General features: G+C 43.9%; 21 protein-coding genes. 1 reads left to right on the forward strand and 20 read right to left on the reverse strand.

Annotated features, from left to right (window positions below; all coding sequences use genetic code 11):
- Positions 1–24 precede the first annotated feature (24 nt).
- The 16 genes from ARA78_RS03405 to ARA78_RS03480 form a co-directional block, all read right to left on the reverse strand.
- Entirely contained in the window at positions 25–1431 is a 1407-nt protein-coding gene (locus ARA78_RS03405) for an oxaloacetate decarboxylase subunit alpha (RefSeq protein ID WP_015534888.1), read from the reverse strand.
- Positions 1432–1464: 33 nt separating this feature from the next.
- Entirely contained in the window at positions 1465–2595 is a 1131-nt protein-coding gene (locus ARA78_RS03410; protein WP_022216519.1) for a sodium ion-translocating decarboxylase subunit beta, read from the reverse strand.
- Positions 2596–2636: 41 nt separating this feature from the next.
- Complete coding sequence (locus ARA78_RS03415; protein WP_015534886.1) at positions 2637–3017, reverse strand: biotin/lipoyl-containing protein; 381 nt, start codon at positions 3015–3017, stop codon at positions 2637–2639.
- 19 nt (positions 3018–3036) lie between these two features.
- Entirely contained in the window at positions 3037–4014 is a 978-nt protein-coding gene (locus ARA78_RS03420) for an OadG family protein (RefSeq protein WP_022216521.1), read from the reverse strand.
- A 15-nt stretch (positions 4015–4029) separates the two neighbouring features.
- Positions 4030–5445 carry an acyl-CoA carboxylase subunit beta gene (locus ARA78_RS03425; RefSeq protein ID WP_055273023.1) on the reverse strand — a complete coding sequence of 472 codons (1416 nt, stop codon included), beginning with the start codon at positions 5443–5445 and terminating at the stop codon, positions 4030–4032.
- A 240-nt stretch (positions 5446–5685) separates the two neighbouring features.
- Positions 5686–6210: a CDP-diacylglycerol--glycerol-3-phosphate 3-phosphatidyltransferase gene (pgsA, locus tag ARA78_RS03430; protein WP_015534884.1), complete on the reverse strand. Its 525-nt coding sequence runs from the start codon at positions 6208–6210 to the stop codon at positions 5686–5688.
- A complete protein-coding gene (rimO, locus tag ARA78_RS03435; protein ID WP_055273025.1) occupies positions 6207–7520 on the reverse strand; it encodes a 30S ribosomal protein S12 methylthiotransferase RimO in 1314 nt (437 codons plus the stop codon). The genes pgsA and rimO overlap by 4 nt, the downstream gene beginning before the upstream one ends.
- A gap of 28 nt (positions 7521–7548) precedes the next feature.
- A complete protein-coding gene (gene folD, locus ARA78_RS03440; protein ID WP_015534883.1) occupies positions 7549–8391 on the reverse strand; it encodes a bifunctional methylenetetrahydrofolate dehydrogenase/methenyltetrahydrofolate cyclohydrolase FolD in 843 nt (280 codons plus the stop codon).
- A gap of 12 nt (positions 8392–8403) precedes the next feature.
- The gene (locus ARA78_RS03445; RefSeq protein ID WP_055273027.1) at positions 8404–10074 is read right to left on the reverse strand and encodes a formate--tetrahydrofolate ligase; all 1671 of its coding nucleotides are present in this window, start codon (positions 10072–10074) and stop codon (positions 8404–8406) included.
- 19 nt (positions 10075–10093) lie between these two features.
- A complete protein-coding gene (locus ARA78_RS03450; protein WP_055273029.1) occupies positions 10094–12991 on the reverse strand; it encodes an FtsK/SpoIIIE family DNA translocase in 2898 nt (965 codons plus the stop codon).
- Between the two features lie 21 nt (positions 12992–13012).
- Complete coding sequence (locus tag ARA78_RS03455; protein ID WP_055222578.1) at positions 13013–13894, reverse strand: undecaprenyl-diphosphate phosphatase; 882 nt, start codon at positions 13892–13894, stop codon at positions 13013–13015.
- Positions 13895–13953: 59 nt separating this feature from the next.
- Positions 13954–14646 (reverse strand): ClpP family protease, encoded by a 693-nt coding sequence (locus ARA78_RS03460; protein ID WP_055144542.1) that lies wholly within the window; start codon positions 14644–14646, stop codon positions 13954–13956.
- 76 nt (positions 14647–14722) lie between these two features.
- On the reverse strand, positions 14723–17125 hold the full coding sequence (locus ARA78_RS03465) for a GH36-type glycosyl hydrolase domain-containing protein (protein WP_055222577.1): 2403 nt from the start codon (positions 17123–17125) through the stop codon (positions 14723–14725).
- Between the two features lie 158 nt (positions 17126–17283).
- The gene (locus ARA78_RS03470) at positions 17284–19380 is read right to left on the reverse strand and encodes a polyribonucleotide nucleotidyltransferase (protein WP_022216529.1); all 2097 of its coding nucleotides are present in this window, start codon (positions 19378–19380) and stop codon (positions 17284–17286) included.
- Between the two features lie 305 nt (positions 19381–19685).
- Positions 19686–19952: a 30S ribosomal protein S15 gene (gene rpsO, locus ARA78_RS03475; RefSeq protein ID WP_004851136.1), complete on the reverse strand. Its 267-nt coding sequence runs from the start codon at positions 19950–19952 to the stop codon at positions 19686–19688.
- A gap of 128 nt (positions 19953–20080) precedes the next feature.
- Positions 20081–20251 carry a hypothetical protein gene (locus ARA78_RS03480; RefSeq protein ID WP_055144551.1) on the reverse strand — a complete coding sequence of 57 codons (171 nt, stop codon included), beginning with the start codon at positions 20249–20251 and terminating at the stop codon, positions 20081–20083.
- Between the two features lie 294 nt (positions 20252–20545).
- Between ARA78_RS03480 and aroC the strand changes: the two genes are divergently transcribed.
- Positions 20546–21643 (forward strand): chorismate synthase, encoded by a 1098-nt coding sequence (gene aroC, locus ARA78_RS03485; RefSeq protein ID WP_022216531.1) that lies wholly within the window; start codon positions 20546–20548, stop codon positions 21641–21643.
- A gap of 196 nt (positions 21644–21839) precedes the next feature.
- Here the strand turns inward: aroC and ARA78_RS03490 are convergent, their stop codons facing one another.
- The 4 genes from ARA78_RS03490 to rny form a co-directional block, all read right to left on the reverse strand.
- Positions 21840–22688, reverse strand: a complete 849-nt coding sequence (locus ARA78_RS03490) for a formate/nitrite transporter family protein (RefSeq protein WP_055144554.1) — start codon at positions 22686–22688, stop codon at positions 21840–21842.
- A gap of 34 nt (positions 22689–22722) precedes the next feature.
- On the reverse strand, positions 22723–23601 hold the full coding sequence (gene xerD / locus ARA78_RS03495; RefSeq protein WP_055279979.1) for a site-specific tyrosine recombinase XerD: 879 nt from the start codon (positions 23599–23601) through the stop codon (positions 22723–22725).
- Positions 23602–23826: 225 nt separating this feature from the next.
- Entirely contained in the window at positions 23827–24381 is a 555-nt protein-coding gene (locus tag ARA78_RS03500; protein ID WP_055279980.1) for an NUDIX hydrolase, read from the reverse strand.
- Between the two features lie 107 nt (positions 24382–24488).
- Positions 24489–26042, reverse strand: a complete 1554-nt coding sequence (rny, locus tag ARA78_RS03505; protein WP_022216535.1) for a ribonuclease Y — start codon at positions 26040–26042, stop codon at positions 24489–24491.
- Positions 26043–26061: the final 19 nt, after the last annotated feature.

A 26061-nucleotide genomic window follows, 5' to 3' on the forward strand; every position in this document is an offset into this window, starting at 1 on the left:
TATCTGACCTTATGAATTCAGTTATTAAACTGGATAAGCTGTGCTGTCCTTGTCAGCAAGTGTGACATCGACCTTCTTATCCTGAGCCTCTCTGTACTTGAAGAAGTCAGTTGCAACCTGTGGGAACAGTGCATATGTGAGTACATCCTCATCCTGCTTCTTGTACTGGATCATCTCCTTCTCAATCTTGTCGAGCTCGTTCTCAAGAAGATCTGCTGGACGGCATGTGATCTGCTTCTCATCGCCGATAACCTTCTTCTTAACCTCTGGATCAACAGGCTTTACTGACTGACCATACTCGCCACGTACAAGTGCCTTTGACTCCTTTGTACACATCTTGTATCTCTCGCCTGTTACGACGTTGAGAACTGCCTGCGTGCCAACGATCTGGCTTGAAGGAGTAACAAGTGGTGGCTCACCATAGTCCTTACGAACTCTTGGAACCTCCTCAAGAACTGCCTCGAACTTATCCTCAGCACCCATCTCCTTGAGCTGTGATACGAGGTTTGAAAGCATTCCACCAGGTACCTGGTAGAGAAGTGTCTTAACGTTAACGCCAAGAACCTTTGGATTTAAGAGACCACTTGCGATCCACTCTTCTCTGAGTGGTCTGAAGTAGTCTGCTATCTCAGCCAGAAGCTTCTGATCCAGACCTGGATCAAACTCTGTTCCCTCAAATGTCTTGGCCATAACCTCTGTTGCAGGCTGTGATGTACCAAGCGCAAGAGGTGAGATTGCTGTATCGATGACATCACATCCAGCCTCTACAGCCTTGAGATATGTCATTGAAGCTACACCTGATGTGTAATGTGTATGAAGCTGAATTGGAAGGCTTGAACCATCCTTGAGTGCCTGTACAAGCTCTGTAGCCTTATTTGGAACAAGAAGTCCAGCCATATCCTTGATACAGATTGAATCTGCTCCCATATCCTCGATTCTCTTTGCCATATCCTTCCAGTAATCCAGAGTATATGCATCACCGAGTGTATATGAAAGAGCTACCTGGGCATGTCCACCCTCTTTGTTACAAGCCTTAACTGATGTCTGAAGGTTTCTAAGATCGTTCAGACAGTCAAATATTCTGATGATATCAATACCATTTGCGATTGACTTCTGTACGAAATACTCTACAACATCATCTGCATAATGACGGTATCCGAGGATATTCTGTCCTCTGAAGAGCATCTGCAGCTTTGTATTCTTGAATCCATCTCTGAGCTTTCTGAGTCTCTCCCATGGATCCTCCTTAAGGAATCTGAGTGATGCATCAAATGTTGCACCGCCCCAGCACTCTACTGAATGATAACCAACCTTATCCATCTTGTCGATGATAGGAAGCATCTGCTCGGTTGTCATACGAGTAGCTATAAGTGACTGATGCGCATCACGCAGTACAGTTTCCGTAATCTTTATCGGTTTCTTATCTGCCATTTTATCGTCCTCCTATAATTATATAAATTCTGATTAAATTCCAAATATTGCAAGGAATGTACCTGCAGCTACGGCTGTACCGATAACACCTGCAACGTTTGGTCCCATAGCGTTCATCAGAAGGAAGTTTGTAGGATCATACTGTGATCCAACCTTCTGTGAAACTCTGGCTGCCATTGGAACGGCTGATACACCAGCTGAACCGATAAGCGGATTAACCTTACCCTTTGTCGCCCAACACATGAGCTTACCGAAGAGAACTCCGGCTGCTGTACCAAATGCGAATGCGACAAGACCAAGGAATACTATCTTAAGTGTACTCATCTTAAGGAATGCCTCTGCACTTGTAGATGCACCTACTGAAGTACCAAGTAAGATAACAACGATATACATAAGAGCGTTTGAAGCTGTCTCTGTGAGCTGCTTTACAACGCCGCACTCCCTGAAGAGGTTACCAAGCATCAGCATACCTACAAGTGGAGCTGTTGTTGGAAGTATAAGAACTACCACAAGTGTAACAATGATAGGGAAGAGAATCTTCTCGATCTTGGTTACAGGTCTGAGCTGTGGCATTCTAACAAGTCTCTCCTTCTTTGTTGTGAGAGCCTTCATGATAGGTGGCTGGATAACTGGAACCAGTGACATATATGAATATGCCGCAACTGCTATAGGTCCGAGAAGTGTTCCACCCATACCGAGCTTACCGGCAAGGTAGATAGATGTAGGACCATCAGCACCACCGATGATTGATATAGCTGCAGCCTCTTTACCATTGAATCCCATAAGGAATGCAAGGAAGTAAGCTGCATAAATACCGAACTGAGCTGCAGCGCCAAGCAGGAAGCTCTTTGGATTTGCAATAAGCGGACCAAAGTCTGTCATGGCACCTACACCCATGAATATAAGCGAAGGTAAGATACTCCACTCATCAAGCAGGTAAAAATAATGTAACAAGCCGCCCTCTGCCATAATATCTGGGAACATGTTTACAAGAAACATACCAAATGAGATAGGGACAAGAAGAAGTGGCTCAAAGCCCTTTCCGATTGCAAGGTACATGAATACAAACGCTATAAGGATCATAACGTAGTTCTTCCAGTCAAGACTTGCAAAACCGGTCTGATTAGCTAAATTTGTCAAAACGTCAACTATTGTGCTGCCCATTTAGTTGTTTCCTCCTATAAGATTTATTCTAATTCAAGCAATTAGTTGAGTGTTGCAAGTGTATCGCCTGACTCAACACTAGCGCCTACTGTAACGTCTATGCTTGCGATTGTACCATCTTCTGGAGCAACAACTTCGTTTTCCATCTTCATAGCCTCAAGGATAAGGATTACCTGACCCTTCTTTACTGAATCGCCAACATTAGCCTTTACTGCAAGGATCTTACCAGGCATAGGTGATGAAACCTTAACGCTTCCTGCGCCGCCTGCTGCTGGTGCTGGAGCTGCAGGAGCTGCTGCTGGTGCAGGTGCTGCCACTGGAGCTGCTGCTACAGGTGCTGCTACTGGAGCTGCGCCACCTGATAATTCTTCAACTGATACATCGTATGATGTGCCATTAACTGTGATTCTATAATTCTTCATAACAATTATCCTCCTATAATTATCTCTTATTCTTTTTTCTTGGTCTTACAACCAACTTATCGTTACTTGGATAGTTTACACGAACTCTTGTCTTTCCGCCCTGTGCCGCCATAACCGCTGCTGATATAACCGCAACAAGCTCTGAGTCGTTCATAACGCTCTCACCGGTCGCTGTGTTGACAATGTCTACTATTCCAGCCGGAGCAGGTGCGTTTCCTGCAGGAGTCTCATCCTCCTTGTCAACATTTAATGTTGCAACGCTTCCAAGAGCCTTCTTTGCCTTCTCAGCCTTTCTCTTCTCTCTTGTCTCCTTGTCCAAAAGAGCCGGAACATACTTGAGAAGTGAAATTATGAATGATATGAAGATAAGTGCTATAAACACGATACCCATACCTATGAGGGTATTTGCTCCCGCATCCTTCATCTTGTCCTTAAGTGTCTGATTAGCAGCAACTTCAAATTCGGAAATCTTGTATGGATAAACACCATTTGATGCAAGCATCTGATCAGCCTCTTCTTCTGAATACTGATTCTGAGCCATCACTGAATACTTCTGGAAATTGTAAGTTACCGAATTGTCTACAAATGTTGCCTTTACTATAGCTTCTTTTTCTGCACATTCTGCATATAATGTAACAACAACCTTGTCATCAACTTCTTGTATTGTTTTATCATCTTCATCTTCGAGATTGACCGGCTTAAACTGCTGGAATTTACCATAGTCAGACTCAATCGTTGAAAAAACCTTTAATGCATCAGCAGTCGTTTCATCTACCTGACCGCCATTTGCCTCTTCATCCACATAGAAATTATATACATCTTCAACCTGCGCAACCTGCATGTAATTCGTAGCCTGTGTTTCTGCTATCTGAACCAATGTGTTTCCGTCATAGTCAAATTCTACTTTCTTGTCTGAAGACGAACATCCGGCAAGTGCAAATGTAACAGCTAACATAGAAACTATCAATAATAACTTTTTCTTTATTATCTTTTCCATTAAGTTGTCACTCCTTTATATTGTTCCATGCTTCTTGAATGGTCTGTCCTCACTCTTTGAAAAAAGCATATCGAGTGCTGCTATAACTCTCTTTCTTGTTGCATCAGGCTCGATAATGTCATCCACATATCCTCTTCTTGCTGCTGAGAGAGCTCCTGAAAGCGCCTCTGTGTACTCTGCCTTCTTATCATTGATATAAGCAAGCTTGTCACCTGCTGCTGCTATCTCATCCTCATACATGATCTTTACAGCCATCTCTGGATCCATTGTTCCGATAACTGACTTAGGCCAAGCAAATACAACGTCAGCTCCGATAGCCTTTGAACACATAACTGTGTAAGCTGTACCATATGCCTTGTCAAGCATAACTGTTACCTTTGGCACTGTTGCATTGGCATAAGCGTAAGTAAGCTTTGCAACAGCCTTTGAGATAGTCTTCTCTTCCTTTACAGTTGCTGCAAATCCCTTGATGTTTACAAGTGTGACAACTGGGATGTTGAATGAATCACAAAGCTTTACGAAATCCTCTGCCTTATATGCACCGGCTGTTGTCATGACATCCTTCTGGTTTCCAACAACACCGACTGTCTCACCGTTAAGTCTGATAAATGCAGTAACAACGTCATCTGCAAAATCCTTCTTGAGCTCGAATACAAACTCATCATCAGTGATATCTGCTATAACAGCCTTCACATCCCCTGCCTTTGTAGCAAGATCTGGGATGATTCTGTTCACATCATCCTCACATACTGCGCAGTCGCCATCATCCTCATTGTTTGATGGAAGAAGACCTACCATAGTTCTCACTGCACCGAGAAGCTCTGCCTCTGTGTCGTATACTGCGTCAACATTTGCTGTGTTCTCTGCAACATAATCTGCTGCTGCAGTGTCAAGCTTCTCTGCACGGTTCTCATCCAGTGCATTTGGACTGTTAACAAAGAGCTTAGCTCCTTCCTTAGTCATGAATGTTACGTCTGTGAGATTAGGTATAAGTGCTGCACCACCACCGCATGTACCAAATATAGCTGTGATCTGTGGTATTACACCTGATGCAAGAGTCTGCTTCATGAATACCTCTCCAAATGCATTAAGAGCATCTGTAGCCTCCTGAAGTCTGAGTCCGGCACAATCGATCAGCCCGATAACAGGTGCACCCATCTTCATTGCCATGTCGTAAAGGTTTGCGATCTTCTTGGCATGCATCTCGCCTATAGAACCGCCGAGCACCTTTGCATCCTGGCTGTAAACATAAACTAAATTGCCATCGATCACTCCGTAACCGGTTATTACGCCGTCTTTTGGAGTATCCTTGTCCTGAATGTTGAAATCTGTATTTCTAGCAGTTACATATGCGCCGATTTCAACAAAACTTGAGTCATCAAGTAACATTGAAATTCTGTCACTTGCTGACAAGCTTGGTGTGTTGCTCATTTTTAGCCCTCCGTTTAATTTATTTTAGGACTATATATAGTCCAATTTTCGCCGAGTATAATTGTAAAGCCTTTGTCGTCATATTTCAAGTAAAATCGAAAAAACCACCAAAGGTTTATCGGCGTTGTAAGCGATTATTTTTCAAAATAAAACAGGGAATCTGTGTAAAATATACCCTCAAACAAAAGTATACCCCAAATTCCCCGTTGAATTATAAAATCTGTTTTATTTTTTACTGTTTTAGTCCTTGAGGACTTCTCTGTTGTGATACAGATAATCTCCAAGAGATATAAGTGTCAGTGCAAGTGCAAGGTAGATGAGCACCTGATCAAAGATGTAGAACACCTTGAGATCAGCTATCAGAAATCCTACCATGATCATCTGAACCGTTGTCTTGATCTTTCCCCACCATCCGGCAGCAATAACAATTCCCTTTTCTGCCGCAATAAGTCTGAATCCGCTTATTATGAAATCACGCGCTATGATCACTATAACGATCCATGCTGGGATCCTGTTCAGATCCGACAGTGCTATGAGTGCCGAACATACCAGCAGCTTATCTGCCAGAGGATCCATGAATTTTCCAAAATTGGTGACCAGATTGTATTTTCTTGCAATCTTTCCGTCAAGCATATCTGTAAGTGATGCGGCTATGAATATTCCAAGTGCCACCCACTTCGACCATCCCGGTGACATATATAAAAACACGAGAAAGAATGGAATCATTATAGCTCTTAGTATTGTCAATTTGTTTGGTAAATTCATTCTACTATCACTCCTGTCAAGTCATATTCATTTGCCTCGGTTATCTTCACATCCACAAATGAACCGGATATCAATTCATATGGTGCGCTGACGAACACTATTCCGTCAACCCCCGGAGCATCTCTGTAGGTTCTTCCCACATATACATCATCGTCGACCAGATATCCCTCAATGAGAACCTTCTGGGTGCTTCCGATCATCTGCTGGTTCTTCTCATAGGAAATCTCCTGCTGAAGCTCCATGATCTCATCGCGCCACTTTGCAGCCAGCTCTCCATCCACCTGATCCTCGTACTCCGCAGCCGGAGTGCCCTCCTCAGGCGAATAAGTGAATACTCCAAGCCTGTCAAACTCGCACTCGTCAACAAAGTCGACCAGACCATCGTGCAGTTCCTGTGTCTCACCTGGGAAACCAGATATGAGCGTGGTTCTGATGGCTATATCCGGCATGGCTGTCCTCAGTCTGCCGACAAGCTCCACAATGTCCTCTCTGCTGGTTCGTCTGCCCATTCTCTTAAGTATCGCATTCTCAGAATGCTGGATAGGTATATCGACATAATGGCAGATCTTCGGATTCGTGGCCATAACCTCTATTAGTTCATCTGTTATCTCCTCCGGATAACAGTACAGAAGTCTTATCCACTCTATGCCTTCTATCTCACTGAGTTTTGTGAGAAGCTCTGGAAGCTTCTTCTCACCATACAGATCAACTCCGTACAGCGTAGTCTCCTGTGCCACAAGGACAAGCTCCTTTATACCATCAGACGCAAGCTTTTCAGCGGATGCGATCAGGCTGTCCATCGGCATGCTTCTGTATCTGCCTCGTATGTGAGGTATTATACAATAAGTGCACAGTTTATTACAACCTTCTGCGATCTTAAAATACGCCATCGACGCATTTGTCGTTACTATTCTCTCGGCAATCGGCCTTGGAGTATAATTTATATCATCTACGATCGACTCCTCGTCGGTTCCTATTGCCTCAACTATCTTATCGTAATTGGTCGCACCAATAATGACATCGATCTCCGGAAGCTCCTTCATTATCTCGTCCTTGTATCTCTGGGACAGACATCCCGCAACGATAAGCTTTTTTAGTTTTCCTGTTTTCTTCAGTTCTCCCATCTCGATGATGGTGTTGATGCTTTCCTCTTTCGCATCGCTGATGAACGCACAGGTATTTACAACTACTACATCTGCCTCTGTCTCATCATTTGTAAGCTGGTGGCCGGCTTTGTTCAGCAAACCGAGCATGACCTCGCTGTCCACCAGATTTTTATCACAGCCTAGTGATATGAGTAATACTTTCATCTGTTCTCCAATAATTTTGCACTTGTTCTTAGTTTATATTTATTGATTCCACGCAGTTTGACATGAGCATGGCTATGGTCATAGGGCCGACTCCGCCAGGTACAGGAGTTATCGCTCCGGCAACCTCCTTGGCTGATTCAAAATCCACATCACCGCAGAGCTTATTATTCTCATCCCTGTGGATTCCCACATCTATAACTGTTGCGCCTTCCTTGATGTAAGATGCATCGATCATTTCTGGCTTTCCTATTGCCACCACAAGTATATCAGCACGTCTGCACACTTCCTTGAGATTCTTTGTTCTGGAATGGCACACGGTTACGGTTCCGTTCTCACGGAGCAGTAGCATGCTCATAGGCTTGCCTACTATATTGCTTCTGCCGAGTACCACGCACTCCTTACCCTCTATCTCTATTCCTGATCTCTTGATGAGCTGGATAACTCCGGCTGGTGTACATGACACAAAGCCCGGCTGTCCTATGCTGAGTGCACCAACACTCATCGGATGGAAGCCGTCCACATCCTTCTTTGGAGATATGGTCTTTATGACCTTATCCTCATCTATATGCTTTGGAAGCGGGAGCTGTACAAGTATTCCGTTCACCTTGTCGTCAGAGTTGAGCTTCTCTATAAGTGCAAGAAGCTCCTCCTCAGTTGTCTCCTCTGGGAGCTCATATGACAGTGAACCTATTCCTATATACTCACATGCCTTCTTCTTATTTCCAACATATACTGACGATGCAGGATCATTTCCGACCTGAATGACAGCAAGGCATATCTCTACGCCTTCTGCCTTGAGTCCCGCAACCTTCTCCTTGAGCTCATCCTTTATCTGTTTTGATATAACCTTACCATCTATAAGCTTATACATTTATTTGTCCTCCTAGAATAATCCGACGATCTTGCCGTCATCATCAACATAAATCCTTTCTGCCGCCGGGGATTTTGGAAGTCCAGGCATGGTCATGATCGTTCCGGTAATCGCTACTACAAATCCTGCTCCTGCACTGACATAAACCTCACGGATATTTATATCGAATCCTGTAGGTCTTCCAAGCTTCTTTGGATCATCTGACAGAGAATACTGGTTCTTTGCCATACATACAGGGAAGTTACCAAATCCCATCTCCTCGATCTTGGCGATGGCCTTGCTGGCCTCTGCGCTGTATGTAACACCATCCGCGCCATATATCTCTGTAGCGATACAATTTATCTTATCCTTTATTGAAAGGCTGTCATCGTAGAGCACCTTGAAGTTGCTCTTCTTGTTCTCCAGCGTGTTGAGCACTGCATTTGCAAGGTCTATACCACCCTTGCCTCCCTGCTCCCATACATTTGCAAGGGCAAAATCACAGTCTCTGTCCTCGCAGAACTTCTTGACAAAGTCAAGCTCTGCCTGACTGTCTGTGACAAATCTATTCAGAGTTACAACAACAGGAACACCATACTTCTGAAGATTCTCAATATGCTTCTCAAGATTTACTATACCAGCCTTAAGCGCGTCAAGATTCTCCTCTCCGAGATCTGCCTTTGCAACTCCGCCATTGTACTTGAGGGCTCTTACTGTAGCAACCAGAACCACCGCATCCGGCTTAAGGTTGTTCATACGGCACTTGATATCGAAGAACTTCTCAGCTCCGAGATCTGCGCCAAATCCTGCCTCTGTTATTACATAATCTGCAAGCTTTAATGCTGTCTTTGTAGCCATTACACTGTTACATCCATGTGCTATATTTGCAAATGGTCCGCCGTGTACGATTGCCGGTGTATGCTCAAGTGTCTGGATAAGGTTTGGCTTGATGGCATCCTTTAAGAGCGCTGCCATAGCTCCTACAGCCTTGAGATCAGCCGCTGTCACAGGCTCATTGTCCATGTTGTATGCAACGATTATTCTGCCAAGTCTCTCCTGAAGATCCTTCATGTCACTTGCAAGACAGAGAATAGCCATGATCTCCGATGCAACTGTGATGACAAATCCGTCCTCTCTAGGCACTCCGTCGACACGCTTTCCAAGTCCGACAACTGTGTGTCTGAGAACTCTGTCGTTCATATCCATACATCTCTTGAACACTATTCTGTTCACATCTATTCTCAGTGCATTACCCTGATGGATATGGTTATCCATCATGGCTGCAAGGAGATTGTTTGCAGATGTTATAGCATGAAAATCTCCTGTAAAGTGGAGGTTGAGATCCTCCATAGGTACTACCTGTGCATATCCGCCGCCGGCTGCACCACCCTTGATTCCAAAACATGGTCCAAGTGATGGCTCACGAAGTGCGATAACCGCCTTCTTTCCAAGCTGTCCCATAGCCTCACCAAGTCCTACAGTGATTGTCGTCTTTCCCTCTCCTGCAGGTGTTGGATTGATGGCTGTAACGAGGATAAGCTTTCCGTTCTCGTTGCCCTCAACCTTCTTTATAAGCTCATCTGAGAGCTTTGCCTTATACTTTCCATAGAGATCGAGGTCATCCTCTGATATTCCGAGCTTTGCAGCAACCTCCCTTATGTGCTTCATCTCAGCCTTCTGTGCAATTTCAATGTCTGTCATCATAGCTCTTATCCTCCGCTTTTTATAAATTAGTGTCTATATATTCATCAAACTGTTCCTGAGTCATCAGGATCTTTCTGGCCTTTGTGCCCTCCTCCGGGCCAACTACTCCCGCGGTCATCAACTGATCCATGATCCTTGCGGCTCTGTTAAAGCCTATCTTGAACGTTCTCTGAAGCATACCTATAGAAGCTTTTTCTTTCTCTATAATGAATCTTCCCGCTTCCACGAAATATTCATCCTTATCACTGGCTGAAGCCCCACCTATCGCTGTGGCGCCTGATCCACCATTTCCGGATATTGATTTGGATATCTCCTCATCATATGTTCCCACGCCATTGTTCTTCTTGAGGAAATCAACAACCGCTGTAACCTCATCATCCGACACAAATGCGCCCTGTACTCTGACCGGCTTAGGATAGCCTGTCGGATAGAACAGCATATCTCCCTTTCCAAGAAGTTTCTCTGCTCCTACCATATCAAGTATGGTTCTGGAATCAACTCCCGACGAAACTGCAAATGCTATTCTCGATGGAACATTTGCCTTTATGAGACCTGTTATGACATCAACCGACGGTCTCTGTGTTGCTATGACAAGATGTATACCCGCTGCTCTGGCAAGCTGTGAAAGTCTCACTATAGCATCCTCGACTTCGCCGTGTGCAACCATCATAAGATCTGCAAGCTCATCCACTATGACCACTATCTGTGGCATCTTGGTCAGCTTTTCTCCATCAGCTCCCGCTATAACGGCATTTTCAACCTTGTCATTATATCCCTGTATATTACGTACACTGTGCTCAGCAAAAAGCTGGTATCTTCTTGTCATCTCCATGACAGCCCAGTTGAGTGCCCCTGCCGCCTTCTTTGGATCTGTTACGACCGGTATCAGAAGGTGTGGTATGCCATTGTAGCATGCAAGCTCAACCATCTTAGGATCTATCATTATGAGCTTTACCTCCTCCGGTGTGGCTTTGTACAGTATACTCATTATAAGTGTATTGATACACACTGATTTACCCGAACCTGTGGCTCCGGCGATCAGAAGATGCGGCATCTTGGCAATATCCGTTGCGATGACCTGTCCACTTATATCCTTACCAACCGCAAATGCCACTTTGGACTTGAGGTTCTTGAAATTATCTGATTCTATAAGCTCCCGGAACGCCACAATTGAGTTCTCCTTGTTAGGGACCTCTATTCCTATGGCTGCCTTGCCAGGTATCGGTGCCTCTATACGTATATCCGCAGCCGCAAGGTTGAGCTTTATGTCGTCCGCAAGGTTCAGTATCTTGCTGACCTTGACACCCTGCTCCGGCTGCATCTCAAATCTCGTTACAGCAGGACCGCAGCTATAGTTTGTTATGGTTACATTGACGCCAAATGTCTCGAGGGTATTCTTAAGCTTGATGGCTGTCTCCCTGACATGGGCATCCCTGTTGGAATTGTTCGTCTTTTTAGGCTGGGACAGCAGATCTGCCGTTGGGAATTTATATTTTCTTCCCTCCTGATACTGCTTTGAGCTCTCAGTCTGTACCGCCGGCTTCTTTTTGCTTTGAGCCGCGGTATCCGTCTTCTCCTCCTCCGCAAATGCAGAGTCGTAGAGCGGATTGTAATCTGACACACTCTCTGGATGCATATTGCCATTTACCGCTCCCGCAAGGACATCCTCCGCATCATCAGTAAATGAAAGTATCTCTGCATCCTCCATATCTGTGTCCACAGCAGCCAGCTTTGGTTCTTCAGGAGTTACGACCACTGGCTTTCTTCTCTTCACAGGTGCAGGCTTCCGCACCGGTTTATGCACAGGATCCTCTCTGTCTATCTGAACTGGATTGACGATCTCCTCTCTGTCGGTCATGACGATCTTCTCTATGTCATTGTTAAATTCATCATAGGACATATCCACAGCGCCATCTCCAGGAGTGAGCTCGTGGACATCCTCCATGGCAAAGAAATCCCTGGCAGGCTCCCTCTCTACATCCTTCTGTATCTTAGTCTTCCTTGGCTTGACCTGCGTTGCAGCAGTCCTGTCGGAAGCTCTGTCATCCTTGGACTTATCGCTGCTGTACACATTGAGATTTGCCATCGATGGTCTCACTCTGCGAACCGGAGTATCATTTACATCATGTGAGTAATAACCATCGTCATATCTGTCACTTTGATACTCCTCATCTTCATACTGTTCGTCATCATCACTTTCTCTGCGCTCACGGATAGATGCTATGAAAAGTTTGATCTCGTCTATAACTGATATCTCCGTTATGAGAATGAACATGATAACCGCAGCTATAAATATTACTATGCACGCACCCGGAACTCCAAGCAGTGTCCTTATCGCAAAGAATATTCCTCCGCATATAACTCCTCCGCCCGATCTGTCCTTATACCCATCCATGTACAGAACCTTGACCGACTCAAAGGTCGATGAATATATAGCCTGAAATACCATGGACAACAGGATGAGCACAACGCCAAAATATACAACCTTTTTGACAATCTTCCCCCTGAAATCATTTGATATAAGATAGGCAGCCGACACAAACAGATATACCGGGAATATGTACTCGCTGAAACCGATTATTCCAAAGAAAAATCCCGATACTGTATCTCCCACTATTCCGCAGATCCTGAAGTTTGCAAGTAGCAGAAATACTGAAAATGCAAAGAGAACTATGAGTATGATCTCACTTCTCATCTGCTTCTGCCTTGCCAGTTCCTCTTCCCGGGCTTTGCGTTCTATGGCAGCCTTTGATCTGGCAGATGTTTTTTTCGATGCAGTATTCTTCTTCGCAGATGTCCTGTTATTTGATCCACCTTTTGAAGAGTTCTTTGCCACAGTCTTTTTAGACGCAGCGTTTTTGGACGTGCCATTCTTTGATGTATTGTTCTTGTATGACTTTTTATTACCAGCAGCCATTTTCTACCTCTATTCTAAATCTTAAGCAACAAAATACCATATTACAGACACGATTCCCGCGATCATACAATATATGGAAAAGCCCTTAAAATTCTTTTTCTTGACCGTATAAAGCATAAATTTTATACATAAATATCCAACAACACCTGCAACTACCATTCCAACTATGTAATTTACAACATCAGTTCCTGAAATAGATGACTTAAACAGATCAGGTATCTCCAGTATGACTGCTCCCAGAACAGCCGGTATCGACATTATAAATGAATACTTTACCGTGAATTTTCTTGTGTAGCCGCATGCCAGGCCTGCAGTTATCGTACTTCCGGATCTTGATATTCCCGGAAGCGTAGCAACAGCCTGTGCCAGACCTACAAATATGGCGTTTCTGTATGTAGCCTTTGCCGCACTTTTCTTACCAGCCGGCAGTCTGTCCGCAAAATACAGGATAACAGATGTTATACACAGACAGATACCCGGTATCAAAAGTGTATCTCCCGCATGTCCTATAGCTTTGTCAAATGGGACTGCGATCACCGTCGTCGTAAGAGTTGACACGAGTATGAGCATAACAAACTTTCTGTATGCCGTACACACAATCTTCCTATACGGATATATCTGTCCCTCCTTCGAGGTCTTGTTCTTTATGAAATTTACCAGATTGACACAGCAGTCTCCAACTATCTTGAGTCCCTCTATAACAAGCTTCTTTATATCTGCCCAGTAGACTATAAATATGGCAACCAGCGTGCCAAAATGGAGCAGTATGTCAAATAATATACCCGTATCGGTCTCCACTCCAAAAATATTCTTGAAAATAGCCAGATGTCCCGAACTGCTGACTGGAAGAAATTCTGTAGCTCCCTGTATTATTCCCATCAAAATTGCCTGTAATAAGCTCATGACCAACCTCCCTTGATCGATGTTTATACAATATCCTATGGAATTTTACTATCATTTTCTTAATTAATCAAGTCATACAGCGTTTTTAAAGCCGCCGACATACCACCGATCCTGTCTATAACCCTTTTTTCGACAGCCTGTTTTCCTATCAGAACCGAGCCCACATCCTTGGTCAGCTCTGTCGTGTTAAACATAAGTTTCTCCAGTTCTTTCCTGTCTATAGATGAGTGATCCACTGTGAACTGTATGATCCTCTCCTGCATCTTCTCTATATATTCAAAGTTCTGCTTAACTCCAAGCACCGCCGTATTTGTCCTTATTGGATGAACTATCATCGTTGCGGTCGGCACTATAAAAGACACATTTCCCGACACCGCCAGAGGAACTCCTATGGAATGTCCGCCGCCAAGCACAATATTGACGACCGGCTTTGACAGGCTGGACAACATCTCAGATATGGCAAGTCCGGACTCAACATCGCCTCCGACCGTATTTATCAGAGTCAGGACTCCCTTTACATCTCCGCAGTTTTCTGCCTGGGCTATCACCGGAAGCAGCTTCTCGTAGCTTGTACTCTTCATACCGGCAGGAAGCTTGTCATGCCCCTCAATCTCTCCATATATTCCACATAACAGGATATAACCTCCACCTGGAACATCCATAACATGTATGTTGTCAGTGAGTTTTAACCTCTCAGCGATCGATACCGATTCCACTTCGCCTGCACCACCTTCCAACCCCAATCCACTCATTCCACATCAGGGCAAAAATTAAGAAGGGCTGAGCCCTTCTTAACTTAATATGGTATAAATAATGTATTTATATTCATTACATTACAAGCACGATATCGTTTGTATCAGCAAGCTTGTCAGCAGGGATATAATTGGCCTCAAGTTTCTCACCATTTAATGTGAGGCTCTGGAAACCGCTCTCATGTCCATCAGGATTCTGAACCTTGATTGAGAGCTTCTTACCCCTGAACATCTTCTCGATCTCAAACTCCTTCCAGTCTGATGGGACTGAAGGCGCGATCTTGATTCCGCCAAAGTCTGGTCTCATACCCATGATACCCTCAACGCAGCCAACCATACATGTGGATGCTGTACCTGTAAGCCAGTGTACATGAGCGCGACCCTCAAATGGACTTCCAACAGACTCTGTGAACTGTCCATGGCAGTATGGCTCAAGCTTTCTGATCTCTGCCTTATCATTCATGGATGCAGGAGAGCTCTCGTTGAAATACTCAAACGCTCTGTTTCCATGTCCCATGAGCGCCTCGGCAAGTATTATCCAGCCCTGTGGCTGTGAGAATATACCCGCATTCTCCTTTGTTCCTGCATTGAACAGAAGCATGAGTGCTCCGTCAAATGCATGCTCTCTGTATGGTGGGAACATAAGTCTCACACCGTACTCTGTGTTAAGCTCCCTGTGAACAGACTCAAGGGCGATCTCAGACTGCTTTCTTGTGGCAAGTCCGCTTATAACTGCCCATGACTGAGGATTCAGCCACATGCTTGCCTCAGGATCATTCTTTGAACCGATGACCTGTCCGCCTTCCTTGTATCCACGGATGAATCTGTCATCCTCCCAGCACTTCTCCTGAATGGTCTCACCCATCTTGTACTGAATGCTGTTGATGTAATCTATGTACTCTGCATCATCCTTCATCTCAGCAAAATACTTGATAACTGTCATCGCATAGTAGAGCTGCATTGCAACAAATGTTGACTCGCCTCTCTTTCCAAGTCTCAGACAGTCATTCCAGTCTGCCCAGAGTCCTGCCGGCATACCATTATCTCCAAGTCTGTTCATGGAGAAATCTATCGCTCTCTTAAGATGCTCATAAACTGTACCCTCATCCTTGTTGGCAAATGGAATAACCTCGTCTATGAAGTCAAGGTTGCCTGACTCAGCAATATACTTATATACAGTTGGGAACAGCCAGAGTGCGTCGTCTGCACGGTATGCAGGATGTCCTGTCTCCTGTACATATGATGGATCATCCGGTGTATCCTCATGACCTGCGTTATGTGTGAACTTTACAAGTGGAAGTCCACCGCCGTTGTCAACCTGTGCTGACAGCATGAATCTGATCTTCTCAAGAGCCATCTCAGGTGCAAGGTGGATAACGCCCTGGATATCCTGAACTGTATCTCTGTATCCATATCCGTTTCTCAGACCACAGTATGAGAATGATGCAGCTCTTGACCATATGAATGTCATGAAACACTGGTATGCATTCCATGTATTTACCATGTTGTTGAATGAATCACTAGGTGTGTGCACCTGGAAGTTGTTGAGCTTTGAATGCCAATACTCGATCAGCTCGTCAAGCTCCTTCTGACATGCTGCGGCAGGATCTGCGTATCCGGCTATGACAGCATTTGCAGCGTCATTGTCCTTCATTCCGACTATGAATGCAAAATCCTTTGACTCACCCGGAGCAAGTGTGAACTTTGTCTGGAGTCCACCGCAGGCATTGCTGTTGTAGTTGAGCTTGTTGCCAAGATCTCCATTTATAACTCCGATCGGATTGCCGTAGCCGTGATATCTTCCAAGGAACTCCTCCTTGTCACCACAGTATGATGCAACATCACTTCCGGCAAGTGCAAAGAATCTTTTGTTTGCCTTACTTCCATTGATCTCAGCCTTCTCAACATTCTCATTGATGACCTGAAGGATCTTGTTGTTGTCCATGAAATATGTTCTGGTTATGAACAGTGTATACTGGAGATTTACCTGATCCTGCTCATAATTGCAGTCATTTGTAAACTCACAGTATCCGATAGCTGAAAGGTTACGAGGCTTATCAGAGTTGTTGGTAACTCTCACCTTCCACACTTCATGTGTCTTGTTAAGTGGAACATAATACATCACCTCTGACTTGATATCAGAATACTCTGCATACATCTTTGTATATGCCGTTCCATGGTGACATTCACTCTTATACACATCAAGACTCTTGCCTACCGGCTGCCATGATGCTGACCAGTAATCCTTTGTGTCATCATCGCGAAGATATACATATCTTCCAGGCTGATCAAAGCTGTTAAATATGTATCTCAGTATTCTTCCGTTTGCTCCTGACTTCTCAAAGCTGTAGCCTCCTGCGTTGTTGGAGATTATAGCTCCGTATTCCGGTGAACCAAGGTAGTTTGCCCAAGGTGCCGGGGTGTCTGGTCTGTCAATTACATACTCTTTGTTCTGTTCGTCAAAATAACCGTATCTCATATGTTCCCCCTTAAATCTACATTTATTTTTTAGTTTGTTTATGTATGCCTTTATTTACTACAATGCCCCGGAACCGGCCATATGACAGACCGGCTTCGAGACATCAAATTTACCCTTATAAAAAATATCCTTATTATAGTTTAGCTCAGAACTGTTATTTACTGTACATCCTTGAGACTCAGGCTTATTCTTCCTGCTCTCTCGTCGATCTTGATGACCTTAACGTCAACCTCATCACCTACATTTACAACATCCTCAACCTTTGCAACTCTCTTGTCTGAAAGCTTTGAGATGTGGATGAGTCCATCCTTGTTAGGTGCAAGCGATACGATAGCTCCACAGTCGATAACTTTTACAACCTTACCATGGTAGTTCTTGCCAACCTCAAGAGGCTCTACGATCATGTTGATCATCTCGATAGCCTTGTCCATACCTGCCTGCTCTACGCCACAGATAGAGATTCTTCCCTCATCATCGATATCGATCTTAACACCTGTCTCCTCTATGATAGTGTTGATAGTCTTACCTCTCTGTCCGATAACCTCACCGATCTTCTCTGGATCTATCTTGATCTGCTTGATCTTTGGCGCGAACTCATTGACCGTTGGTCTTGGAGCAGCGATGGCCGGCTTCATACATGTCTCCATGATGAAGAGTCTTGCCTCACGTGTTCTTGCGATAGCCTCCTCAACGATAGGTCTTGTAAGTCCGTGAATCTTGATATCCATCTGGATAGCTGTGATACCCTCTGTTGTACCTGTTACCTTGAAGTCCATATCTCCGAAGAAGTCCTCAAGTCCCTGGATATCTGTGAGTACGATGTAATCGTCGTCTGTATCACCTGTTACAAGTCCGCATGAGATTCCGGCAACCATAGCCTTGATAGGAACACCGGCAGCCATGAGTGACATACACGATGAACATGTTGATGCCATTGATGTTGAACCATTTGACTCAAATGTCTCTGATACGGTTCTGATCGCATATGGGAACTCTTCCTCACTTGGAAGTACAGGAAGAAGTGCTCTCTCAGCAAGTGCACCGTGTCCAATCTCTCTACGTCCAGGTCCTCTTGAAACCTTTGTCTCTCCTACTGAGTATGAAGGGAAGTTGTAGTGGTGCATATATCTCTTGGATGTAACGTTCTCGTCAAGTCCGTCAACTCTCTGGATCTCAGAAAGTGGAGCAAGTGTACATACGTTACAGATCTGTGTCTGTCCTCTTGTAAACATAGCTGAGCCGTGGACTCTAGGAATGATGTCAACCTCAGCAGCAAGTGGTCTGATCTGGTTGATAGCTCGTCCATCAGGTCTCTTGTGATCCTTGAGGATCATCTTTCTTACTGTCTTCTTCTGATACTGGTATATAGCGTCTGGAAGGACTGCAAGCCACTCTTCGTTGTCTGCAAATGCCTCCTCAAGCTTCTCTGTGATCTGTCTGATGTTCTCCTCACGAACCTGCTTCTCGTCTGAGAATACAGCCTCCTCCATAGCCTCTGGAGGAACGATCTCCTTAATCGCTGCAAAGAGCTCCTCTGGAACTGCACAGCTTACATATGAATGCTTTGGCTTTCCAACCTCAGCTACTATCTCATTGATAAATGCGATGATGTCCTGGTTGATATCATGAGCCATGTAGATAGCTTCGATCATCTTAGCCTCAGGTACAATATTTGCACCGGCCTCGATCATGATAACCTTCTGTGATGTAGATGCAACTGTGAGTTTCAGATCACCCTCATCCCACTGCTTCTGTGTTGGGTTGATGATGAACTCTCCGTCGATGAGACCTACCTGTGTCATGGCACATGGTCCGTCAAATGGAACGTCTGATATACATGTTGCGATAGATGATCCAAGCATTGCAACCAGCTCCGGTCTGCACTCTGGATCTACTGACATAACAAGGTTGTTGAGTGTTACGTCATTTCTATAATCCTTAGGGAAAAGAGGTCTCATAGGTCTGTCGATTACTCGTGATGTGAGGACAGCGTTCTCTGATGCCTTACCCTCTCTCTTATTGAATCCTCCAGGTATCTTTCCTACTGAATATAACTTCTCCTCATACTCTACTGAAAGTGGGAAGAAATCGATTCCGTCTCTTGGCTTCTCTGAAGCTGTACATGTTGAAAGCACTGTTGTGTCACCGTACTTGATAAATGCAGCACCATTTGCCTGTGCAGCTACTCTGTTGATATCAACAGTGAGCATTCTGCCAGCGATCTCTTTCTGGTATCTCTTGAATTCCTTACTCATCTCAAAATCTCCTTGATTTAATATTTATTTGTATTGTGGAAGACGTCGAAACAACTATAAAAAACACCATGTCTTATAACCTTTTTGCCATCTTTCAGCGATGATCCATGATATTCTTTATAGAAGTCTCGATATGTCATTCCACAATCTTTTAAATTTTATCATACGAATATAAAAAATACAATATCCAAACACCTCTGTTTACACTATTTGATACCATAAAAATGTGTCCGGGCAAATAAAAAGGAATCATGCGTGTACACATGATTCCCATAATTGTTATTGTATTAAGGCTCGAATAGAAATTACTTTCTAAGTCCAAGGCTCTCGATGAGCTTTCTGTATGCCTCGATATCCTTGCTCTTGAGGTATGCAAGAAGGTTTCTTCTCTGACCAACCATCTTAAGAAGACCACGGTTTGAGTGATGATCCTTTGGATTAGCCTTGAAATGTCCGTTGAGATCGTTGATTCTTGCTGTAAGAAGTGCGATCTGAACCTCTGTTGAACCTGTGTCGTTTGCGTCCTTGCCGTACTTAGCTACGATTTCCTGCTTCTGCTCTTTTGTTATCATAATAACAATCCTCCTATAAAATAATATACATGACTGACACCGGGCAAAAGGCCTAGAGGTGTCCTCAAACTAAGTGTCAGTTGACCTTGTGTAGGATAACATATGTGTCTGGTTTTGTAAAGAGGAAATTAATCCGCAATTTCATACTGCAAAAATGCATAGTGCAGCCTTGTTCCTTCCGCTATACTTTCCGGAAGCAGCGCCCTTGCAACGAGCTTTGTCTCACCGCCAAGATCATTCTCATCAACAAGATTTGCGTAATCTCCGTCTATCGATTTTACTATATAATATTTCTCCATTTTCTTGACCACCTTATGTCCGGCTGTGCTTTCAGCCGTGTCCTTTCGTTCTTTCATTCATTTCATAGATATTTTAATATATAACATATTTCATTACAACCCTGGCTGGTAATATTCCCGGTTTGACATTCGCCTTACACGCTTTCACACTTTACAGCATCCCAACTTATTTCTTGTTATCACAAACTTATCTATGCTATAATAGTTCGCGCGGACATTTGCGCGGCAGGTTTCTGCAGTTCATTTGCCGAATAGAGAGCGGCAGGTTTCGCCGCATTTGAAAGGAGATATATTATGGCAGGTTCCACCATAGGAAATAAATTTACCATCACCACATGGGGAGAATCCCACGGAAAGGCTCTGGGAGTTGTCGTTGACGGCTGCCCTGCCGGTCTTCCACTGTGTGAGGAAGATATACAGGTATTTCTGGATCGCAGAAAACCCGGATTTTCACAGTTCTCAACGCCTAGAAAGGAATCCGATACCATAGAGATACTGTCAGGAATTTTCGAGGGAAAGACAACCGGAACTCCTATATCCATGATGGTGAGAAATACATCCCAGCGCTCCGGGGATTACGGAGATATCGCCACATATTACAGACCAGGCCACGCAGATTATACATTTGATGAAAAATATGGCTTCAGGGATTACAGAGGCGGCGGCCGTTCATCGGGACGAGAGACCATCGGCAGAGTTGCAGCCGGTGCGATCGCCTCAAAGATACTGAAGGAACTCGGTATCACCATAACTACCTACGTATCTTCCATCGGTGATGTACATATAGACAGGAACAATTTTGACGCTGACTATATACTTAAGAACGACCTCAATATGCCGGACCCGGATGCCTACGAGAAGGCATCAATCCTTCTTCAAGACTGCATGGCGGAGAACGATTCCATAGGCTCTGGTGTTGAATGTATCGTGCATGGAATGCCGGCAGGTATCGGTGAACCGGTATTTGACAAACTGGATGCATGCCTCGCAAAGGCAGTTATGTCCATCGGAGCTGTGAAAGCTGTCGAGATTGGCGACGGCACCGAGGTATCCACTGCAAGAGGTTCATATAACAATGATGCATTTGTCATGAACGGTTATAACGTAGACAAGGAGACCAATCACGCCGGAGGTATTCTCGGCGGAATGAGCGATGGTTCAGACATAATCATCAAGGCGCATTTCAAGCCGACCCCATCCATCGCATCCACACAGAAAACCGTTAACAAGTCCAGGGATAACATAGAGGTCTCGATCAGAGGCCGCCACGATCCTATCATTGGGCCGAGAGCTGTTGTGGTCGTCGAGGCCATGACCGCCCTGACGATCCTTGATCTTATATTTGAGAATATGTCATCCAGAATGGACAAGATAATTGACTTTTATAAGTAATTGTCAAACAAACTGAAAATTGCGACAAACAATAATGCGATAAAATGTAAATAATAAAAAACAGATGTGATATGATCCAGGGGTGATTCCTCAAATCATGACACATCTGTTTTTTATTTATCTATCTTATTTTTCATTCCATCATTTATTCAGTCCATCATTCTGACCTTGTTGCCTATAAGTCTGGCGCCAGATTCTACTCTTCCACCTTTTTAGGCTTGTTGATGATGTAAAGTCCAATTCCCACTATCAGACCACCGCCGATGATATTACCAAGCGTTACAGGGAGGAGATTTTTACTGAAGAAATGTCCCACTGTGAGCTGGTCACTTATCTGCTGTGCGGTATATCCATAGAGCTCGCATGCCTTGTCCACGTACTTGCTGTTTGATGCAGCCATCAGACCTGCAGGTATATAGTACATATTTGCAACGCAGTGCTCAAAACCTGACACGACGAATACCATTATCGGGAAGAAGCATGCAAACAGCTTTCCAATTATATCCTTAGCCGAAGATGACATGAGAACCGCGATACACACGAGAACATTACACATTATTCCCGACATGAACGCATTGCAAAAATCAAGGCCTGTCTTACCCATAGCCACCTTGATGGTATAAGCGCCAAGGCCGCCTGCTGAATTATCAAACTGACCGCTTCCATATATAAGAGCTGCAGTCACAACTGATCCAAGCATATTGCTGAGATATACAACAACCCAATTCTTGAGCATCTGCACAAGCTTTATCCTACCATCAATAACCGCTGTTATCATCATACAGTTTCCGGTAAACAGCTCTGCACCGATAATCGATAACATCATGAGTCCTACAGGGAATATGCATCCTGCAAGAGTCTTCGCAAGTCCGAAATTGTCCACCGTATGCACCGCAAGGTTTGATCCCTCAGCTCCTATCGCAATGAACATTCCTGCAAAGAATCCCATCATGATCATCTTGTACAGCTTGAGATTTGCCTTTCCAACAGCACCCTTGAGATTATTCTCAATGATCTGTGCCGGAACGTAGTAATTGTTTTCCATGATTTAATTGTCTCCTTAGTTTATAAGTTATTTGTTAGGCCCTCGGATATGCCTTTGCATATTCTTCCTTGAGCTTACTCTGCTTATTTGTAAGATATATCTGGGTTGTCGCAATATCCACATGTCCAAGCATCTCTTGAACAGACTTTATATCCGCTCCATTCCCCAACATATGTGAGGCAAATGAATGCCTTATCATATGAGGTGTTATATCCTTATCTATGCCGGCCTTAGCCGCATAATACTTTATTATCTTCCAGAATCCCTGTCTCGTCATAGGTGCACCCTTGCAGTTGAAGAACAGATAATCACTGCCTCCACTCATATCATCGCGCACCTCAGTAATATATCTGCTGAGGGCTCTCTGAGCAACCTCCGCAACCGGAACAGTCCTCACCCTGTCGCCGTCGTGGCACTCAATGAACCCAAGCTTTATGTTGACATCCGTGAGTTTCAATGTCACAAGCTCTGTAACACGTATTCCTGTAGCATACAACAGCTCCAGCATCGCCTTATCCCTGATCTCCTTTGGAGTCTTGTTGGTAGGCTGGTCGAGAAGTTTGTTCACCTCACTTATGGTAAGCGTCTCAGGAACCTTCTTCACGATCTTCGGAGGCTTGATATTCTCCGTTGGATCATCATTCACTATCCTCTCCCTCATGAGATAGGCATAGAATGACTTTATGGATGCAATGTTACGTGACACCGTAGCCATGGACATCCCCTGTTTCTCCATTTCCAACACATACGAAGTGATATAAGTTTCATTAATATCATCAATCCTCATTATGCCCTTCTCGTCAAAATACCTGTAGAATTTTATCAGATCTCTCCGATATGATGCAACAGTATTCTCACTGGATTTTTTTACATTTCTTAAATAATCAACATATCTGTCTATGTATTGTTCCACTAATTTATCCCCTTAGTTATGTAGACTGCATTATATTATAAATACAAATGTAAATAAAATCAAACACTATTTTAACAAGTAAAATCAAGGCTTCACGGCATTTTTAATAAAAGTACAAAATGCGGTGCACGATCAAATTATGTATACTAGATATTGACATAATTCTTTTCAAAAATATTTCACATTTTTCAATTCCGACAATGTTTCAGTTGAATTTTCTATGTTTCAAATTATGTGATTGCTTGTTTGGGAGCATTTCTTACCCCAATATGCGTAGATTGCAATTATTGTTTTGGAATCCACTATCCTGCCATCTCTTATCATATTGAGTGCATCATCAAGACCTATCTCCTCGGTCTCTATAAATTCATTCTCGTCCAATGCACATATTCCTCTGGTAAGTTCCCTGCCTATATACACGTAAGTCTGTTCATCACTTGTACCGATAGCCAGAACTGTTCTAGTCACATACTCCACAACCTTCGCGGTAAACCCTGTCTCTTCCCTGAGTTCTCTTCTGGCTGCATCTTCAGGAGACTCTCCCTCATCGATAAAACCAGCCGGAACCTCGTAGGTTATATCATCAATAGAATTCCTGTATTGCTTTATCAGTATGAACGATCCATCGTCTTTCACTGGAAGAATGCACGCTCCCGGGTGATGCTTTATCAGATCATATACAACATCTCTGCCGTCAGGCAGTTCAAGATAGTCGTTATATACATCAAACACATGCGCTCTGTATGCCACTTCCGTCTTTATCCTCTTGAATTTTTCCATCTTTTAATCTCACCTCCCGTTTTATAGTTCATCATGCATAAGAATGGTAAACTGTATGTGACAAATCATAAAAAGGGTTTGTAGATCATCTCTACAAACCCTAATTTTTATTTTGCGTAATCTGTCACGCGTGACTCTCTTATAATATTTACCTTAATCTGTCCAGGATACTCAAGCTCGTCTTCGATCTGCTTTGCAATATCTCTAGCCAGCAATACCATATCAGAATCGCTTACATGCTCAGGAACTACCATTACACGAATTTCTCTACCTGCCTGAATAGCAAATGTCTTATCTACACCCTTATGAGAATTAGCAATATCCTCTAACTTCTTAAGTCTTGTAGTATAAGTCTCCAAGGTCTCTCTTCTTGCTCCCGGTCTTGCAGCAGAAATTGTATCTGCAGCCTGTACCAGAAGTGCTATCAATGACTCAGGCTCAACATCACCGTGATGTGACTCTACCGCATTGACAACAAGCGCTGACTCTTTGTACTTTCTACAAAGATCTGCACCGATCTGAACATGTGAACCCTCCATCTCATGATCAAGTGATTTACCTATATCATGGAGTAATCCAGCACGCTTTGCAACCTTGATATCGACACCTATCTCTCCGGCCAACAAACCACACAACTGAGCTACCTCAACAGAGTGCTTCAATGCGTTCTGTCCGTAGCTTGTTCTAAATTTCAACTTTCCAAGAAGTCTTACCAGCTCTGGATGGATTCCGTGAATTCCTACCTCAAGAGTAGCAGCTTCACCTTCCTCACGCATCATGTTTTCAACTTCCTTCTGCGCTTTCTCAACCATCTCTTCGATTCTGGCTGGATGGATTCTACCATCCACGATGAGTTTCTCAAGTGCAATTCTTGCTACCTCACGTCTTACCGGATCAAAGCTTGATAAGATAACTGCCTCAGGAGTATCGTCTATGATAAGATCTACGCCTGTGAGAGTTTCAAGGGTACGAATATTTCTACCCTCTCTACCAATTATCCTACCCTTCATCTCGTCGTTAGGTAACTGAACTAATGAGATCGTTGTCTCTGAGATATGATCAACCGCACATCTCTGTATTGCATTGACAACATACTCCTTCGCCTTCTTGTTCGCTTCTTCTTTAGCTCTGGTTTCTAATTCCTTGACCATAACTGCTGTTTCATGCTTTACTTCATCTTCAACAGTCTTTAATAAGTATTCTTTTGCTTGTTCAGAGGTCAAACCTGAAATTCTTTCAAGTTCCTGTAAACGTTTCGCCTGTAACTCTTCAACCTTAGCCTTCTGCTTGTCCAGCGCGCTTTCCTTGTTAGCTAAACTAGCTTCCTTCTTCTCAACTGCCTCAGTCTTCTTATCAAGATTCTCTTCACGTGCAAGAATTCTCTTCTCCATACGTGAAAGTTCTCCACGTCTGTCCTTTACTTCCTTTTCAAGGTCATTACGTGTCTTAAGGGAATCTTCCTTTGCCTCAAGCAGTATCTCGCGCTTCTTAGCCTCGGCGGTCTTCTGAGCTTCGTCAATAATCTCTCTTGCCTGTGACTCTGCTCTTCCTATCTTGGTCTCTACTATGTTCTTGCGATATGCAATAGCGATAAACCATGTAGCAACAAGCAGTGCAACTACAACAACAGCGATTATTCCCCATACTATTGGTGAATTCACAGGAGCACCTCCTTATTAA

This window comes from Coprococcus eutactus (genome assembly GCF_001404675.1).
GTDB lineage: Bacteria > Bacillota > Clostridia > Lachnospirales > Lachnospiraceae > Coprococcus > Coprococcus aceti.